The following is a 15,787-nucleotide window of genomic DNA, read 5'->3' as shown; positions in this document are numbered from 1 at the left end:
AATCATGCTATGAAAAATAGGCTTTTCCGAACGCTAATCTTATCTGCTGGATTCGTCATGCTACTAGCCGGTTGTGCTGGAGGCAGTGGGTACGTAGCAAAGGTGGATGGAGAGAAAATTCTACAAGCGGAATTAGATGATGCGTTGCGTGAACAATACGGTACTGAAGTGCTTGAAACATTAATCACGAACAAAATGGTTGAGCTTGAGGCAAAAAAGCTAGGTGTCACTGTATCAGAGGACAGTATTCAATCAGAGTATGAAGAATTAATGGAGTCATATGGTGGTGAAGAAGCCTTACAGGAAGCTTTGGAAGCTAATGGACTTACAGAGAAAAGTGTAAAAGAAAATATTCGCATATACCAGCTTACCAAAAATGTTATTGCTACAGGCATAGATATTACAGATGAGGAAGTAGCTCAATATTTTGATAACAATAAGGAGAGCTATGGACAGCAAGAAGAGGTTGTAGCAAGTGAAATTTTATTGGAGGATGAGACAACGGCAAAGGATGTACTGAAAAAGCTAAAAGCTGGTGAGGATTTTTCAGAGCTAGCGAAGGCATATTCAATAGATTCAGCAACAAGTGAAAATGGTGGTGACATCGGTACTATTAGTCGAGGTCAAATGGACGAGGCATTAGAGGAAGTAGTATTCGGTCTTGAGAAAAATAGCATTAGTGATATTGTTCAAACATCTGAAGGCTATCACATCATTAAAGTAACCGATAAGGTACCTGCAAAAGAGGCAGTACTCGAGGATGTCAAAGCTGATGTTTATGCCACTATTCTTGAAGAGCAGATAAATGAAAAATATACATCTTGGCTAGATGAAAAACAAGAGGAATACAAAATCGAGAGAAAATAAGGAGTGGTTTATATGTCTACTATAACTTCGTTTAATCCAAACGGTCGAAGGGAGATCAAACAAGCAATTTCTTATCCCGACTATGCCTTATTAAAATCCAAACTGCGGCATGTGATGCAGTTAGACAAGCATGCAGGGATGGATGGTAAATATTTAATTCGCAGCACTTACTTCGATAATTTTGCTAATAAGGTTCTTAATGAGAAAAAGGAGGGGTATATCAACCGTGATAAATACCGGGTACGAATTTACGATAAATCCTCAACCATTATTAATTTGGAAAGGAAAAGTAAGCGTAATAATCTTACCTTTAAAACAAAGTGTGCTATCTCTCGAAAGGAATATGAAAAAATGCGTAGTGGGGAAACATCTTGGATGGAAGAAGATCAACGTCCATTAATTCGTGATTTATATCAGGAAGTAAAGTATAACCAACTGAAGCCAGTTACGGTCGTCGATTATGAGCGAGAGGCTTATATGTATGCTTATGGAAACGTTAGAATCACCTTTGATAGTAAGGTACAGTCAAGTCTCCGTAATACAGATATGTTTAATACCAAATTACCTATGGTGGATGTACTTGAACCAAACCTAGTTATTTTAGAGGTGAAATATGATGACTACTTACCAGATATGATTAAGTATTTGCTGCAATCAGTAGATACACGTGCAGAAGCCTATTCAAAATATCAACTTAGTCGAATGTACGGCTAATATAAAGGAGAAATGAACAATGGATACAATCAAGTTTAGTGATATTTTTAAATCTAACTTTTTAGAAAAAACAACATCTTTTTCATTAATAGATTCAGTTATTGGCCTAGTAGTAGCCTTCTTTGTTGGACTTTTTATTTACGCTGTATATAAGAAGACCTTTAATGGTGTAATTTACTCCCATTCTTTTAATATTTCACTGCTAATTATGACAATGGCCACTGCGCTCGTTATTATGGGAATCAGTTCAAACGTGTTGTTATCGTTAGGTATGGTTGGTGCGTTATCAATCGTGCGTTTCCGAACACCCATTAAAGACCCTATGGATTTAGTCTATCTTTTCTGGGCAATCGTTTCTGGGATTCTATGTGGTGCAGGGTTTATACCACTTGTTATTATTGGTGCAGTTTTAATTGGGCTTGTGCTACTGGTCTTTGTAAACAAAATTACTGTGGAAAATCCATATTTATTAATTGTGAAATTTGAAGAAGAACTAGCTTGTGATGAAGTAGAAAGAATTATAGCTACACAATCTAAAAAATTCTCCTTAAAATCAAAATCTATTATGCAACATGATGAAATTGAAACAACCTATGAAATTCGTGTGAAACAAAATGATGCCAAATTGATGGACAATCTTACAAAAGTACCTGGAGTAAAATCAGCAGTAATGCTTAGTTACGATGGTAATTTCACAGCTTAGTTAGCACTTTTAGAAACCTATGAAGAGAGGTGAAAATCATGATTAAAGCAAGAGTTGTCTATCTCTGTATGGCAATTCTACTACTCCTCTTTGTCGTATTGTATGCTGTACTTCCCAACATAGGCATTGAAACCAAAAATACCGAGTTTTCTTATGAGAATATTGTGTTTAATAAAAATAAAGTAACAACGGTAGATATTGAGATTGCTGAGGAAGATTGGGCAGACATGCTGGAAAATGCGACAGATAAGGAGCTAAAGCAAGCCAATATCACAGTCAATGGTAAGAGAATAGAGAAAGTAGCAATTCGTACGAAAGGAAGTTCATCACTACACTCTGTTGTAAGTAGTGACTCGGATCGATATAGCTTAAAAATCGATTTCGATTACTATGATGATACGCAAAGCTTATATGGATTGAAAAAATTAAACTTAAATAATAATTTTAGTGATTCGACATTGATGAGAGAATATATTTCTTATGAACTGATGGAACAAATGGGATTACCTACACCTGCCAATTCCTATATGTATGTCACTGTAAATGGGGAAGAACGAGGCTTATTTTTAGGTGTAGAGGCAGTAGATGAAACATTCCTGGCAAATAACTACGGCTCTAATGATGGATTTTTGTTTAAGCCAGATGGGACAGGCAGTGATTTGAAATATATAAGTGATAATATTGCTGATTACACGGGGATTGGTTTAAAAACGAATGAAGGCAATGTTGATCAATCAAAGTTCATTGAAATGATTGAGGCCATCAATAGTGGCGGTGATATTGAAAAATATATTGATGTCGATGAAATGTTACGTTATTTTGCTATGAACACCGCACTTGTAAGCCTTGATAGTTATCAGGGCAATATGAAACACAATTACTATTTGTATGAAGACAATGGTGTGTTTTCGATTATACCCTGGGATTTTAATATGTCCTTTGGTGGCTTTGGTGTTGGCGGTAGAATGGGTGACAATAATCAAATTCCAGCCGATGCTGAAAAGAAAAAATTGGGAGATGCACAGATGAATGAGCAATTGGAGAAACCCAATATGAAGTTTCCAAATAATGGCGTTCAACAACAAGGACAGCAGCCAAACGGTGACCGAAAGCAGGGTGGATTCAATATGGAGATGGGGTTGTCTGGCAATCTTATGGAAGATAGTGCTATTAATTTTAGTGTGAGTACCCCTGTATCTGGCGTAACATTAGAGGATAGACCGCTATTAAATGCCTTACTCTCAAATGAAGAATATCGTGCTAAATATGAAGGCTATTTAGAGGAAGTGGCTACTAATTACTTAACAGAAGAATATATCCAAAGCATTACTAAAAAGTTAGCAGTGTTATTAACAACTTATGTGGAAGCAGACCCTACAAAATTCTCTACAACTGAGCAATTTTTAGAGGCCGTAGAAGGGGAAAATAGTCTCCCGGAATTTGCTAAGCAACGATCAGCATCTATTTTAAAGCAATTGTCTGGCGAGCTTGTTGTAGAAGCGTCAACATCACAAGGTAATATAGGGATGCCTAATCCTAATGATAATGGTGATGTGAATGGCAACCCTATGCATGAGAATTTTGACCCTAGTCAGCTACCAGAGGATTTTGATCCTTCTCAGCTTCCTCCTTTCAATCAGGATGGCAATAATCAAGGGGAGCGCCCTGGTCCAATGCAAAAACCCGATCAAAATGGTGGACCGATGGGAATGCCTGGTCAAAATAATGAACAGTTAAATCAAGCAACGGTCATTGATAAAAATACAGTGATTACAATAATCGTCTGTTTTACCCTGTTAATAGCTGCCCTTCTTGGTGTTCTTAAATTCAAGCGAAGAGGTCGTTAAAAAATAACCATATCCAAAACTTTTGGGTATGGTTTTGCTTTTTATCGTGCTAAAATTAAGCATTCTTTTTTTGAGGAGTCAACTAGTATGAATGAACAACAATATGATAAGTATTTGCATATTAATACAGTTGGTGAACAGTATGGTTTTCCTAAACTTGCGCATTATCATCGCTACGAGCCAACACCATATACGGGCCTAGAACAATTATTTTCCGGCTATCAAATGCCTGAAAATCCAGTGTTTATTGATATGGGATGTGGAAAAGGAAGAGTTCCTATTTATGTGCATCATAAATTTCATATCCAGACAATTGGAATTGAAATGGATGCAGGTTTTTATGCAGAAGCAGAGAGTAATAAAAAGAGCTATCTTCAAAAAAATAATGCTCCTATACCCATCTCCTTTATTCATACAATAGCGGAAGAATATTTAATTCAACCAAGCGACACAGTTTTCTTTTTTTTCAACCCGTTCTCTATTCATATTTTCCGTACAGTCATTCATAATATTTGGAAATCATATGAGCAACACATGCGTGAGATTCATATTATTCTTTACTACCCACCATATGATTATTTGCAGTTTTTACTCCATGGAACACCATTTGAATTAATCCATGAGGTTCATTTAGAAAATGAAAAAAATATAAACGAGCGCCTCTGTGTGTTTGCGTTAAAAAAAGCTTAGAGCATCCACTCTAAGTTTTTTAGTGTTTATTGGTATTGTTACTCAAATGTTAGGTAGTAAATGCAGCATTTATTTTCCCGGAAATAAACATATAATATAGATTTTGTATAGTAATTGGAATGGAGTATTTCCAAATTAAAAACATATTAATAGTTGACTCTTTTGAACTAAATCATTCAATTTTCAAAAAAAGGACTTCATATAAAAGATTTTTTTATAAAAAAACAAATTAAAATAATAGGTTTATACAAATATAAAATGAAAATTAATAGATTATTCTTAAATAACTAATTATACTGAAAAATCACTCTAGACTAAATATAAAGAATGTTTTACAATGTAAAAGGCTTAAATGAATAATATTTAATTCAGTTTTAGATAGTTATAAATAATTATTTTCGCTATTGAGGAATTGCATTTAATTGTTTATAATTATCAGAAATATCTAATATTTGAGAAATTTTCAGGGGGAATATAATTATGAAAGAGAACAAAAAGCTTAAAAAGTTCGGTTCACTTTTAGTTGCTACTTCATTACTTGCTGGTGTACTTGCTGGTTGTGGTGCTGGAGATAGTTCAAGTTCAGGAGGAAGCTCATCCTCAGGTGGTTCATCAGGTGGAGGTTCATCTAATGGCGATACAATAAAAATCGGTGCAAACTTAGAGCTTTCAGGGAACGTAGCTTCTTATGGATCTTCGATTGGATTAGGTGCAGAGCTTGCTGTTAAAGAGATTAATGACAAAGGTGGTATCGATGGGAAAAAAATCGAGCTGATTAAAGTTGATAACAAATCAGAAAACTCAGAGGCAACTGCTGCAGCCATTAAACTAATAACACAGGATAAAGTAGTAGCCATGCTAGCTCCTGCAACTTCTGGTAATACAGTTGCAACAGTGCAAATTGCCAACGACAAGAAAGTTCCAATTGTTACTGGTTCTGGGACAGCCCCAAATATTACAGTAAATGAAGATGGCAGCGTTAACGAATATGCATTCCGTACTTGTTTTATTGATCCATTCCAAGGGATTGTAGCTGCAAACTTTGCCACTAATGAATTGCAAGCGAAAAATGTAGCTATTTTTGCTGACAATGCATCTGATTATGCTAAAGGTCTAGCAAAATCATTTAAAGAAACAATTACTAAAAATGGTGGTAAAGTCGTAAAAGAAGAAGCGTATGTAGCTAAAGACGCTGATTTCCGTACACAGTTAACGAATATTAAAGGAGCGAAACCTGACTTCATCTTTATCCCTGGATACTATGAAGAAGTTGGTTTAATTGTTAAACAAGCGCGTGAAATGGGTATAGATGTTCCATTGATGGGCGCTGATGGCTGGGATTCACCAACATTAGTAGAGCTAGCTGGTAAGAAAGCGCTTAATAATACGTATATTACAAACCACTACTCTGCGGAAGACCCAGATCAAAAAATTCAAGACTTCGTAAAAGCATTTAAAGCTGCGAACAAGGATAAAGCACCTGATGCATTCAATGCACTTGGCTATGACTCAATCTATTATATTGCAGATGCTATTGAGCGTGCAGGCTCTACAGATGGGGAAGCAATTAAAAATGCATTAGCAAAAACAGAAAATCTTTCTTTAGTAACAGGTACTTTCTCAGTTGACGAACAACATAACCCAATTAAAACAGCAACAGTTCTTGAATTCCAAGACGGTAAACAAGTGTTCAACTCTAAAGTTAATCCTTAATGTTTGTAGGGGGAGGCGGGTAAACACGCCTTCCTTTTTTATGTGTAGTAGATATATCTAGAGTTTGCAAAAACATAGATTCTAGCAAAAGGAATTGGAAAAAACTTTTGATGAGGGACACAATTTATTCTGCATTCAATAATACCATGTAGAGTACGTCCCATTTTTGCATTTTTCAAAAAGTAAAAGGAGTGAACGCTCATGGAATGGATACAGCAGCTTGTGAATGGTATTTCACTAGGTAGTATCTACGCATTAATAGCGTTAGGGTATACGATGGTATACGGGATTATTAAGCTGATTAACTTTGCCCACGGCGATGTTTTCATGATTGGGGCATTTATTGGCTTTTACGCAATTGCTAAATGGGAGCTTGGTTTTTTCCCAGCACTATTATTGGCAATGGCAATCTGTGCAATATTTGGTGTTCTCATTGAACGTATTGCATATAAGCGTTTACGAAATGCAACACGTATTGCTGCATTAATTACTGCAATTGGTGTTTCACTATTAATCGAATATACGACGATTTTCTTCAGAGGTGCGCAACCAGAAGCATATCCTGATGTCATTAAAAATAAATCATTTGATATTTTCGGCGTTCAAATCAGCAGTACATCCATTTTAATTTTATCTGTCGCAGTTGTACTGATGTTTCTTTTACAATTCATCGTGCATAAAACAAAAATCGGAAAGGCGATGCGTGCCGTTTCTCATGATGCGGATGCAGCTCGTTTAATGGGAATTAATGTTGATAATACTATTTCAGCGACATTTGCTATTGGTTCAGCATTAGCAGGAGCTGCAGGCGTTATCTTTGGTGTATATTATACGAAAATCGATCCTTTAATGGGGGTTATTCCTGGGGTTAAGGCGTTCATCGCAGCCGTTCTTGGCGGTATAGGAATTATTCCTGGTGCTATGGTTGGCGGCATGTTATTAGGTGTAGTGGAGTCATTAGTGAGTGCGCTTGGCTTCTCTTTATGGCGTGATGCGGCAGCATTCGTTATTTTAATTTTAATTTTAATCTTCAGACCATCGGGTATCTTTGGTAAAAATGCCCGTGAGAAAGTGTAGGTGAGCGGTATTATGAAAAAGTCTAAAGTTTTCTGGGGCTATGCCGTATTAGCGCTAGTCATCTATGCAGTTGTACAAATTCTTATTACCTCTGGTGCACTTGATATTTACTATCAAAATATGCTAATAACAATGTGTATTAACATTATGCTTGCGGTCAGCTTGCATATTGTTATTGGGATTACAGGTCAATTTTCAATCGGACATGCGGGGTTCTTAGCAGTAGGGGCATATATCTCTGCTATTATTACAACAAAGCTTATGCTGCCATTCCCATTAGCAATCTTCTTAGGGGCACTAGCTGCAGCAGTTGCAGGATTAATTGTTGGTATTCCAACATTACGATTAAAGGGTGACTATTTAGCGATTGCTACACTTGGTTTTGCAGAAATTATTCGTATTATTTTCTTAAATACGGATTATGTAGGTGGGGCAGCAGGGATGCAGGTTAAATATTTATCCAATTGGACGTATGCATTCATAGGTGTTTTTTTAACAATTCTAGTAATCTCAAACTTTACGAATTCTCGCCATGGACGCGCATGTATTTCTATTCGTGAGGATGAAATTGCAGCAGATGCGATGGGTATTAATACTACTTATTATAAAGTAGTAGCTTTCGCTATCGGTTCTTTCTTCGCTGGACTTGCAGGGGCAATATTTGCACATAATTTTTATATTATTCAGCCAACTACTTTTGGTTTCTTAAAATCATTTGATATTTTAATCTATGTTGTACTTGGTGGATTAGGAAGTCTTTCGGGCTCTGTTATTGCTGCGATCTTCCTAACTGTGATTTCAGCATACCTCGCAAACTTCCCAGAGACACGTATGATTATTTACAGCTTAGTATTAATTGTTGTTATGCTGTACCGTCCAACGGGTTTAATGGGAACAAAGGAAATTACGGATTTATTTAAGTTTGGTAAAAAAGGAGGTACAAAATAATGACTGGAAACCTTCTTATCAATGTTGAAAATATGGGCATTCAATTCGGTGGATTAAAGGCTGTACAGGGCGTTAATATGTACCTAAATCAGGGAGAGTTAGTCGGTCTTATAGGACCAAATGGTGCCGGGAAAACGACAAGCTTTAATATGCTGACAGGTGTTTATACGCCAACTGAGGGCACTATTATATTTGATGGTTTAAAGCTAAATGGGCTTGCTCCATATCAAGTTACACAAAAGGGGATAAGCCGTACATTCCAAAATATCCGTTTATTTAAAGAGCTGTCCGTTCTAGATAATGTAAAGGTAGCAAATCATTCGCTTGCTAAGCATTCAATGTGGTCCTCCATTTTCCGCTTGCCAAATCATTTTAAAGGTGAGGCAGAAATGGAGCTTCAATCCATTGAGTTTTTAAAAATCTTTGGTCTAGATATTTATAAAGATGAGCTGGCAAAAAACTTGCCATACGGAATGCAACGTCGATTAGAAATTGCTCGTGCCCTTGCAGCAAAGCCTAAGCTGTTATTACTTGATGAGCCAGCAGCAGGGATGAACCCACAGGAAACACATGATTTAATGGAGTTAATAGCGTTTATTCGAAAAGAATTTGGCTTGACTATTCTTCTTATTGAGCATGATATGAGCTTAGTTATGGGCATTTGTGAACGGATCTATGTGCTCGATCATGGTCAACTAATCGCTGATGGGACACCAGAGGAAATACGCAACAATCCAAAGGTAATTGAAGCTTACCTTGGTGAGGAGGTTATCAGCTAATGCTAAAAGTACAAAATATAGATGTATTTTATGGAAATATACAAGCATTAAAGGGCCTCTCTTTAGAAGTAAACGAGGGTGAGATTGTCACATTAATCGGTGCGAACGGTGCTGGTAAAAGTACATTATTAAAAACATTGTCTGGCTTGCTAAAACCTAAGGGGGGCATTATTGAATATGAGGGCTTCTCTATTGCAGGGAAGGCAGCTCAGTCAATTGTGAAATCTGGTATTTCGCATGTTCCTGAGGGGCGTCGTGTCTTTGCCAATATGTCAGTAGAAGAAAACTTGGAGCTCGGGGCTTATCTTCGTAATGATAAGGCAGGCATAAAAAAAGATATGGACCACGTTTTTGAGCTATTCCCACGTTTACTAGAGCGTCGTAAACAGCAATCAGGAACATTATCTGGCGGTGAGCAACAAATGCTTGCAATGGGGCGTGCATTAATGGCAAAACCCAAGCTGTTATTAATGGATGAGCCTTCAATGGGGCTTGCGCCGCTCATGGTAAAAAATATTTTTAATATTATTGAACAGGTCAATAAAGAGGGTACTACAGTATTGCTTGTTGAGCAAAATGCCAATATGGCACTGTCAGTAGCTAATCGTGCATACGTATTGGAAACAGGGCGTATTGTTCTTTCTGGTACAGCAAAAGAGCTACAAGAAAGTGAACAAGTAAAGGCAGCGTATTTAGGCGGTTTATAAGAGAGAAGGCATCTCAATGTAGAGGTGCCTTTTTGCGTGTGGAAAGTCGGAGAGGTGAAGGATAGGAACTCAAAAGTAACGGATAGAATGTTATAAGTGAAGGATAGAAACGTAAAAGAGACGGATAGCAGTAGCATTCTTCCTTTATAATTTGGTAAGGTGAACAAAAGGAGTGAGGTTATGAAGTATTCAGCACAATATTTTATAGAAAAGCTAAATTTAGCGGAGCATCCGGAGGGAGGATTTTATATATCTTCGTTTCGAGCTTCTGAGGATATAGCGGTTAGAGATGTGCAAAGACCGATTTATACTAGTATTTATTTCTTACTACGTTCGCAGGATATCTCTCATTTGCATCGATTGAAATCAGATGAGCTTTGGTATTATCACGCAGGAAGTCCTCTGACAGTTCATATGATTTTCCCAGATGGTACATATGAGGCACGAAAATTAGGCTTAGATGTTGAGACAGGGGAAGTACCACAAATAGTTGTGCCGAAAAATACCATTTTTGGCTCCTCTGTAGAGGAACCAGATACATTTAGTTTAGTTGGTTGCATGGTGGCACCAGGCTTTGATTTTGAGGACTTTGAATTATTCACACAGGATGAGCTTTTAGCTGATTATCCTCAGCATGAGGGTGTTATTCGAAAAATGGCTTATCCATCGATTCGATAAAAAAGTGCCGTCTCACAATTAGCTGAGACGGCACATTCTGTTTACCACATAATTTTTTCAGGGTAATTGGTCTTTATTTCAATATCATGTAATGCTTTTTTTGTAGAAATGGCAGCTTCCATTAGCTGAGATTTAAGGGATACATATTCATCATCCTCTAACATTATGCGCAAAGCAAATGCCGCCAAATGCGCTTTCCGTTCCTCCCAGCTTAATTGAATATACTCTAGGTTCAGTATATCGATATATTGTGTAGCATAGCGAAATGTTAAGGGATTTTTCGTATGCACCATTCTTAAAAATACTAAATACTCTTCCTCATTTAGTTCTTGTTCAAGGCAATCAGCAACTGCCGCCTGGAATTTACGTATGGCAGCAACATCAATATTCCAATCAGAAGAATCGATTAACTCTTTGTGCAGTTGAATAAAGTCATTTAATGCAATGGCCATAAAAATAAGCTCAGGCCAAAGTATCTCTGTTGAGAAATAGGCGTTTTTATTAGGGAAAATTAATTCATGCTGTGTCAAAATACTTTTAGTAAGGCCATTACTGACAAATTCTAGTTGACGCTCCCCCTTAGTAGCTTGGCGTAAATTGTAGCAAACATTCAAGATACGAAGACGAGAACCTTGATAATCATAATATTTGTTTTCATCCCCTGTTATTTTGTGAATAGCATTGATGAGCTCATCTAAATCCCAAAAGTCACCGCTAATACGTGCTCCTGTTAACAGTTCAGTGCTTTGTATTGAAAGCATAATTCTCTCCCCTTAACATGCTTTATTTAGGTGTGTATTGAAGTAGTTTGAATAGTTCTGCTCGTTCCTTGTCCGTTAAATCACGCCATTGCCCAACCTTTAAATGCCCAAGTTTGATATTCATGATACGAATTCGTTGTAGACGCTTAACGGAATAACCGAGAGCTGAACACATACGGCGGATTTGACGATTTAGACCTTGTTCTAAGATGATTTTAAAAACTTTATCTGATATTTTTTCTACATGGCATGGCAAGGTTGTCGTATCTAAAATATCTACACCAGCCCCCATTTTCTTGATGAATTGCTCCGTAATGGGTTTATCAACTTGCACAATATATTCTTTTTCATGATGGTTTTCTGCACGAAGAATTTTGTTTACTATATCTCCATCATTCGTTAATAATAATAGTCCCTCTGATTCCTTATCCAGACGTCCAATATGGAAAATTCGTAGAGGATGATTGACAAAATCAACGACATTCCCTTTTATATGACGTTCAGTTGTACTAGTAATTCCAACTGGCTTGTTTAAGGCAATATATACGAACTGTTCCTCTTTCTTTACCTCTTTTCCATCAACACAAACAACATCACCAGCTTCGACTTTACTGCCAACAGTGGCGACCTCTCCATTAATAGTTACTTTTCCCTCCTCAATCCATTTATCCGCACCACGACGAGAGACGATGCCAGCTTCACTTAAATATTTATTAATGCGCATATTGTTCTCCTATACATTTATATAATTTAAGTATACATTATCGTTGGTTACACCGTGAATGCTAGAAGCTTTTCTAATAAAAATAAATTAATCGTAAAATTTTTAAAAAAGTTGAAATTATTTTTCGTTTCTGACAATATATTGAGTAAGAGGGTTTCTATGAAATTATTGTTATTTCGATATATAATAATAGTTTTTGTAGATATTTTCTCATTATTTTGTGTAAAGGGGAGAAGTAAAATGGTTTATGCATTTCCAAACACTGAAGGATCGGTAGTTCAATTCAAAGAGAAATATGATAATTATATTGGTGGAGAATGGACACCCCCTGTGAAAGGTCAATACTTTGATAATATCACTCCTGTTACTGGACAAGTTTTTACACAAGCCGCGCGTTCCACAGCTGAGGACATTGAACTTGCACTTGATGCAGCGCATGCCGCAAAAGATGCGTGGGGTAAAACATCCGCAACAGAACGTGCAAACATTTTACTTAAAATAGCGGACCGTATGGAGCAAAATTTAGAAAAGCTAGCCGTTGCCGAAACATGGGATAATGGGAAAGCGGTACGTGAGACATTAAATGCAGATATCCCTCTAGCAATTGATCATTTCCGCTATTTTGCAGGTGCTTTACGTGCACAAGAAGGTGCAGTAAGCCAAATCGATAATGATACAGTTGCTTACCACTTCCATGAGCCAATTGGAGTAGTTGGTCAAATTATTCCTTGGAATTTCCCACTATTAATGGCTGTTTGGAAGTTAGCACCTGCACTTGCAGCTGGAAACTGTGTGGTGTTAAAACCTGCAGAGCAAACACCAGTTTCGATTATGGTGCTTCTTGAATTGATAGAAGATTTATTGCCATCAGGTGTCCTAAATGTTGTGAATGGCTTTGGTCTAGAGGCAGGAAAGCCGCTAGCATCTAATCCACGAATTGGTAAAATTGCCTTTACGGGTGAAACAACAACAGGTCGCCTAATTATGCAATATGCTTCACAAAACCTTATTCCAGTTACATTAGAATTAGGCGGTAAGTCACCAAATATTTTCTTTGAGGATATTATGGATGAAGATGATGCCTTTTTAGATAAAGCAGTAGAGGGCTTTGTACTATTCGCACTAAACCAGGGGGAAGTATGTACATGTCCTTCTCGCGCATTAATCCAGGAATCTATTTACGATAAATTTATGGAGCGTGTCTTACAGCGTGTAGAAGCCATTAAAGTAGGAAATCCACTTGATCCAAATACAATGATGGGTGCTCAGGCTTCAAGCGAGCAAATGGAAAAAATCCTTTCTTACTTAGATATTGGTAAGCAGGAAGGCGCTGAATGTCTAATTGGAGGAGAGAAGAACAATGTAGGTTCAGGCTTTGAAAAGGGCTACTACATTAAACCAACTGTCTTCAAAGGGAATAATAAAATGCGCATTTTCCAAGAAGAAATTTTCGGTCCAGTTGTTGCTGTCACAACGTTTAAAACAAAAGAGGAAGCATTAGAAATTGCGAATGACACATTGTATGGTTTAGGTGCAGGTGTATGGACACGTGATATGAATACAGCTTATCGATTTGGTCGTGGTATTCAAGCAGGACGTGTTTGGACAAACTGTTATCATGCTTATCCTGCACATGCTGCATTCGGGGGCTACAAAATGTCAGGTATTGGTCGAGAAAATCATAAGATGATGTTATCTCATTACCAACAAACGAAGAACTTATTAGTTAGCTACAGTGAAAACAAACTAGGTTTCTTCTAATCAGTAGGGAGGTGCATGAGCGTGGTCGAGCGTGTTTTAGCAACAGAAGAAGCGCTGGCACTAATCGAATTATTGCAAGAAAAGCATGGACCTGTTATGTTTCACCAATCGGGTGGTTGCTGTGATGGATCTTCACCGATGTGTTACCCAGAGGGCGACCTTATCTTAGGTGATCAGGATATTTGTCTTGGAGAAATTGGTGGAGCTCCCTTCTATATGCATAAAAATCAATATGATTACTGGAAGCATACACAAATAATTTTAGACGTGGTTGATGGTAGAGGTGGCATGTTTTCCCTAGAGGGTGTTGAGGGAAAGCGATTTTTAACAAGATCAAGGGCCTTTTCCACAGAGGAATTAAAGGAATTGGGATTAATTTAAATCTTTATTGTACTAAAAATTGCTCCTTGTAGGATAAGTAAAAAAAGATGTATGAACAGCGGCAAAAGTGCAGTGCCGCTGTTTTTTCTATGTTAATTTTTTTGAAAAAGTGTATGTAGGGCTATATTTCTTGGAGAGTTACGTAACAGTAAAAATTGCTGTATTCGGTCTTGTAGAGTTACTGTGAATAAAGATTTTTTTCTACTGGTTATGTTTTTCAATATAATTACCTCCATTCGTATTTATTATTTCCATTAAACCATATAAAATCGGGTAACATACATTACATTAAGCTTACTTTTTATGTTAATTGTTACAAACCGAAGATATTTTTTTGAATGTAGAAGATAAGTGGAGATTGGGTGATCCGTTACCTGAATCCTTTCAATTGGATTTTACGTATATAATGGAAAAAAGGAGTGTATTGAATATGGATTATGTTATGATTGAAAATCAATTTACTCAAACAGTGGAAGCGGTTTCGAAGGCTGCAGGCTGGACAGTTGACCGTAAAATCATCTTAGCAATCGCTAGCAAATATGTGGCGTCAGGAAAGAGCTTTGATTCTGTTAAATATAAAGAAGTTTTACAAGAAATGAAGAAGCAATCATCATGGATGTCCCCTTTAAGAACAACAGTTGGGTACAGTATTGCTGCAAACTTGATGGAGCAAGAGGATATAGAGCATGCTGTGAAAAGTTTGCTAACAAACGTTGCTATAATGAAGGAAGCCAAATTTAGAAGTGGTAATTATACCTTTATAGGAGCTCAGTTTTTAACTGAAGAGGAAAGCGGAAAACGTGCACATGCACAGTCAGCGCGGGCTTTATTTGATGCAATTCGCAAGCATCATCGATTTTTAACGTCCTATGAAGATATCCCATATGCTGTTTTATTGAGTAGCTCAATGGATGATGTTGAAGTACGGGCGGAAACGATGAACCGTTATTATAAAGAATTACGTACCTACAATTTTAATGCTGGTAATGAACTACAATGGTTATCACAGGTACTGACTTTCTTATCTCCTCAATACGATAATAAGCTGGTATCAAGTGTTGTGACGATTCGCGATACATTAAAAAAACAGGATGTTAAAGTTAAAACGATGCATTACCCATTGCTTGGTTTTTTAGCCATTCTTGAGGTAAATAATGTTCACCTTCAACAAATTATAGATTTATATCATGAATTAAAGGGCATGAAACTTTTGAAATGGCATCGTGAATTTGTATTATTTATGGCTATCCAAATTGCTATTTATGATATAGCAAAGGTGCAACAATCTTTATCCATGACAATCATGTCGTCTATTGAATTATTAATTCAAGCACAACAGGCAGCAATGTTAGCAGCGGTTACTGCAGCTACTGTAGCATCTAGTTCAAGCTCTTCGTGATAAAATAAAGATGAATATGATTTTATGGAGGTGCAATT

General features: G+C 36.9%; 16 protein-coding genes. 14 read left to right on the top strand and 2 right to left on the bottom strand.

The features are described from left to right. The first annotated feature begins 9 nt into the window (after nucleotides 1-9). The 11 genes from QNH24_RS25605 (at nucleotide 10) to QNH24_RS25555 (ending at nucleotide 10,723) form a co-directional block, all read left to right on the top strand. Nucleotides 10-867: a peptidylprolyl isomerase gene (locus tag QNH24_RS25605; RefSeq protein WP_283870110.1), complete on the top strand. Its 858-nt coding sequence runs from the start codon at nucleotides 10-12 to the stop codon at nucleotides 865-867. A gap of 12 nt (nucleotides 868-879) precedes the next feature. Further along, a complete protein-coding gene (locus QNH24_RS25600) occupies nucleotides 880-1,581 on the top strand; it encodes a polyphosphate polymerase domain-containing protein (RefSeq protein WP_283870109.1) in 702 nt (233 codons plus the stop codon). Nucleotides 1,582-1,600: 19 nt separating this feature from the next. Next, a complete protein-coding gene (locus tag QNH24_RS25595) occupies nucleotides 1,601-2,284 on the top strand; it encodes a DUF4956 domain-containing protein (protein WP_283870108.1) in 684 nt (227 codons plus the stop codon). A 38-nt stretch (nucleotides 2,285-2,322) separates the two neighbouring features. After that, nucleotides 2,323-4,131, top strand: a complete 1,809-nt coding sequence (locus QNH24_RS25590; protein ID WP_283870107.1) for a CotH kinase family protein — start codon at nucleotides 2,323-2,325, stop codon at nucleotides 4,129-4,131. 87 nt (nucleotides 4,132-4,218) lie between these two features. Then, complete coding sequence (locus QNH24_RS25585; RefSeq protein WP_283870106.1) at nucleotides 4,219-4,821, top strand: class I SAM-dependent methyltransferase; 603 nt, start codon at nucleotides 4,219-4,221, stop codon at nucleotides 4,819-4,821. 480 nt (nucleotides 4,822-5,301) lie between these two features. Further along, entirely contained in the window at nucleotides 5,302-6,534 is a 1,233-nt protein-coding gene (locus tag QNH24_RS25580; protein WP_283870105.1) for an ABC transporter substrate-binding protein, read from the top strand. Between the two features lie 201 nt (nucleotides 6,535-6,735). Further along, nucleotides 6,736-7,611 (top strand): branched-chain amino acid ABC transporter permease, encoded by an 876-nt coding sequence (locus tag QNH24_RS25575; RefSeq protein WP_054771403.1) that lies wholly within the window; start codon nucleotides 6,736-6,738, stop codon nucleotides 7,609-7,611. A 12-nt stretch (nucleotides 7,612-7,623) separates the two neighbouring features. Further along, entirely contained in the window at nucleotides 7,624-8,559 is a 936-nt protein-coding gene (locus QNH24_RS25570; protein ID WP_283870104.1) for a branched-chain amino acid ABC transporter permease, read from the top strand. Continuing rightward, on the top strand, nucleotides 8,559-9,338 hold the full coding sequence (locus QNH24_RS25565; protein ID WP_283870103.1) for an ABC transporter ATP-binding protein: 780 nt from the start codon (nucleotides 8,559-8,561) through the stop codon (nucleotides 9,336-9,338). Before QNH24_RS25570 ends, QNH24_RS25565 begins: the two co-directional genes overlap by 1 nt. Then, nucleotides 9,338-10,045: an ABC transporter ATP-binding protein gene (locus tag QNH24_RS25560; protein ID WP_283870102.1), complete on the top strand. Its 708-nt coding sequence runs from the start codon at nucleotides 9,338-9,340 to the stop codon at nucleotides 10,043-10,045. The genes QNH24_RS25565 and QNH24_RS25560 overlap by 1 nt, the downstream gene beginning before the upstream one ends. 180 nt (nucleotides 10,046-10,225) lie before the next feature. Continuing rightward, nucleotides 10,226-10,723 (top strand): cupin domain-containing protein, encoded by a 498-nt coding sequence (locus tag QNH24_RS25555; RefSeq protein WP_054771404.1) that lies wholly within the window; start codon nucleotides 10,226-10,228, stop codon nucleotides 10,721-10,723. A 41-nt stretch (nucleotides 10,724-10,764) separates the two neighbouring features. On the opposite strand, the gene QNH24_RS25550 is transcribed toward QNH24_RS25555, so the two are convergent. Together QNH24_RS25550 and rluF are read right to left on the bottom strand one after the other, a co-directional pair. Further along, on the bottom strand, nucleotides 10,765-11,484 hold the full coding sequence (locus tag QNH24_RS25550; RefSeq protein WP_283870101.1) for a DUF6904 family protein: 720 nt from the start codon (nucleotides 11,482-11,484) through the stop codon (nucleotides 10,765-10,767). A 22-nt stretch (nucleotides 11,485-11,506) separates the two neighbouring features. After that, nucleotides 11,507-12,208: a 23S rRNA pseudouridine(2604) synthase RluF gene (gene rluF / locus QNH24_RS25545; protein ID WP_283870100.1), complete on the bottom strand. Its 702-nt coding sequence runs from the start codon at nucleotides 12,206-12,208 to the stop codon at nucleotides 11,507-11,509. A 240-nt stretch (nucleotides 12,209-12,448) separates the two neighbouring features. Here rluF and adh point away from each other — a divergent pair, with 240 nt between their 5' ends. The 3 genes from adh (at nucleotide 12,449) to QNH24_RS25530 (ending at nucleotide 15,749) form a co-directional block, all read left to right on the top strand. Next, complete coding sequence (gene adh / locus QNH24_RS25540) at nucleotides 12,449-13,969, top strand: aldehyde dehydrogenase (RefSeq protein ID WP_283870099.1); 1,521 nt, start codon at nucleotides 12,449-12,451, stop codon at nucleotides 13,967-13,969. A 21-nt stretch (nucleotides 13,970-13,990) separates the two neighbouring features. After that, complete coding sequence (locus tag QNH24_RS25535) at nucleotides 13,991-14,350, top strand: DUF779 domain-containing protein (protein WP_054771405.1); 360 nt, start codon at nucleotides 13,991-13,993, stop codon at nucleotides 14,348-14,350. A gap of 430 nt (nucleotides 14,351-14,780) precedes the next feature. After that, entirely contained in the window at nucleotides 14,781-15,749 is a 969-nt protein-coding gene (locus QNH24_RS25530; protein ID WP_283870098.1) for a DUF4003 family protein, read from the top strand. The last annotated feature ends 38 nt before the right edge of the window (nucleotides 15,750-15,787 follow it).

This window comes from Lysinibacillus pakistanensis (assembly GCF_030123245.1).
GTDB classification, from domain to species: domain Bacteria; phylum Bacillota; class Bacilli; order Bacillales_A; family Planococcaceae; genus Lysinibacillus; species Lysinibacillus pakistanensis.
Note: the sequence above shows the minus strand (reverse complement) of the source record. Positions and strands in the feature narration are given on the sequence as shown.

What these genes read in the sequence shown, in the direction of transcription:
- QNH24_RS25560 (WP_283870102.1), top strand. Translation starts at nt 9,338, where the DNA reads ATGCTAAAAGTACAAAATATAGATGTATTTTATGGAAATATACAAGCA.
- rluF (WP_283870100.1), bottom strand. Translation starts at nt 12,208, where the DNA reads ATGCGCATTAATAAATATTTAAGTGAAGCTGGCATCGTCTCTCGTCGT.
- QNH24_RS25580 (WP_283870105.1), top strand. Translation starts at nt 5,302, where the DNA reads ATGAAAGAGAACAAAAAGCTTAAAAAGTTCGGTTCACTTTTAGTTGCT.
- QNH24_RS25570 (WP_283870104.1), top strand. Translation starts at nt 7,624, where the DNA reads ATGAAAAAGTCTAAAGTTTTCTGGGGCTATGCCGTATTAGCGCTAGTC.
- QNH24_RS25595 (WP_283870108.1), top strand. Translation starts at nt 1,601, where the DNA reads ATGGATACAATCAAGTTTAGTGATATTTTTAAATCTAACTTTTTAGAA.
- QNH24_RS25565 (WP_283870103.1), top strand. Translation starts at nt 8,559, where the DNA reads ATGACTGGAAACCTTCTTATCAATGTTGAAAATATGGGCATTCAATTC.
- QNH24_RS25585 (WP_283870106.1), top strand. Translation starts at nt 4,219, where the DNA reads ATGAATGAACAACAATATGATAAGTATTTGCATATTAATACAGTTGGT.
- QNH24_RS25550 (WP_283870101.1), bottom strand. Translation starts at nt 11,484, where the DNA reads ATGCTTTCAATACAAAGCACTGAACTGTTAACAGGAGCACGTATTAGC.
- QNH24_RS25600 (WP_283870109.1), top strand. Translation starts at nt 880, where the DNA reads ATGTCTACTATAACTTCGTTTAATCCAAACGGTCGAAGGGAGATCAAA.
- QNH24_RS25555 (WP_054771404.1), top strand. Translation starts at nt 10,226, where the DNA reads ATGAAGTATTCAGCACAATATTTTATAGAAAAGCTAAATTTAGCGGAG.
- adh (WP_283870099.1), top strand. Translation starts at nt 12,449, where the DNA reads ATGGTTTATGCATTTCCAAACACTGAAGGATCGGTAGTTCAATTCAAA.
- QNH24_RS25590 (WP_283870107.1), top strand. Translation starts at nt 2,323, where the DNA reads ATGATTAAAGCAAGAGTTGTCTATCTCTGTATGGCAATTCTACTACTC.
- QNH24_RS25530 (WP_283870098.1), top strand. Translation starts at nt 14,781, where the DNA reads ATGGATTATGTTATGATTGAAAATCAATTTACTCAAACAGTGGAAGCG.
- QNH24_RS25575 (WP_054771403.1), top strand. Translation starts at nt 6,736, where the DNA reads ATGGAATGGATACAGCAGCTTGTGAATGGTATTTCACTAGGTAGTATC.
- QNH24_RS25605 (WP_283870110.1), top strand. Translation starts at nt 10, where the DNA reads ATGAAAAATAGGCTTTTCCGAACGCTAATCTTATCTGCTGGATTCGTC.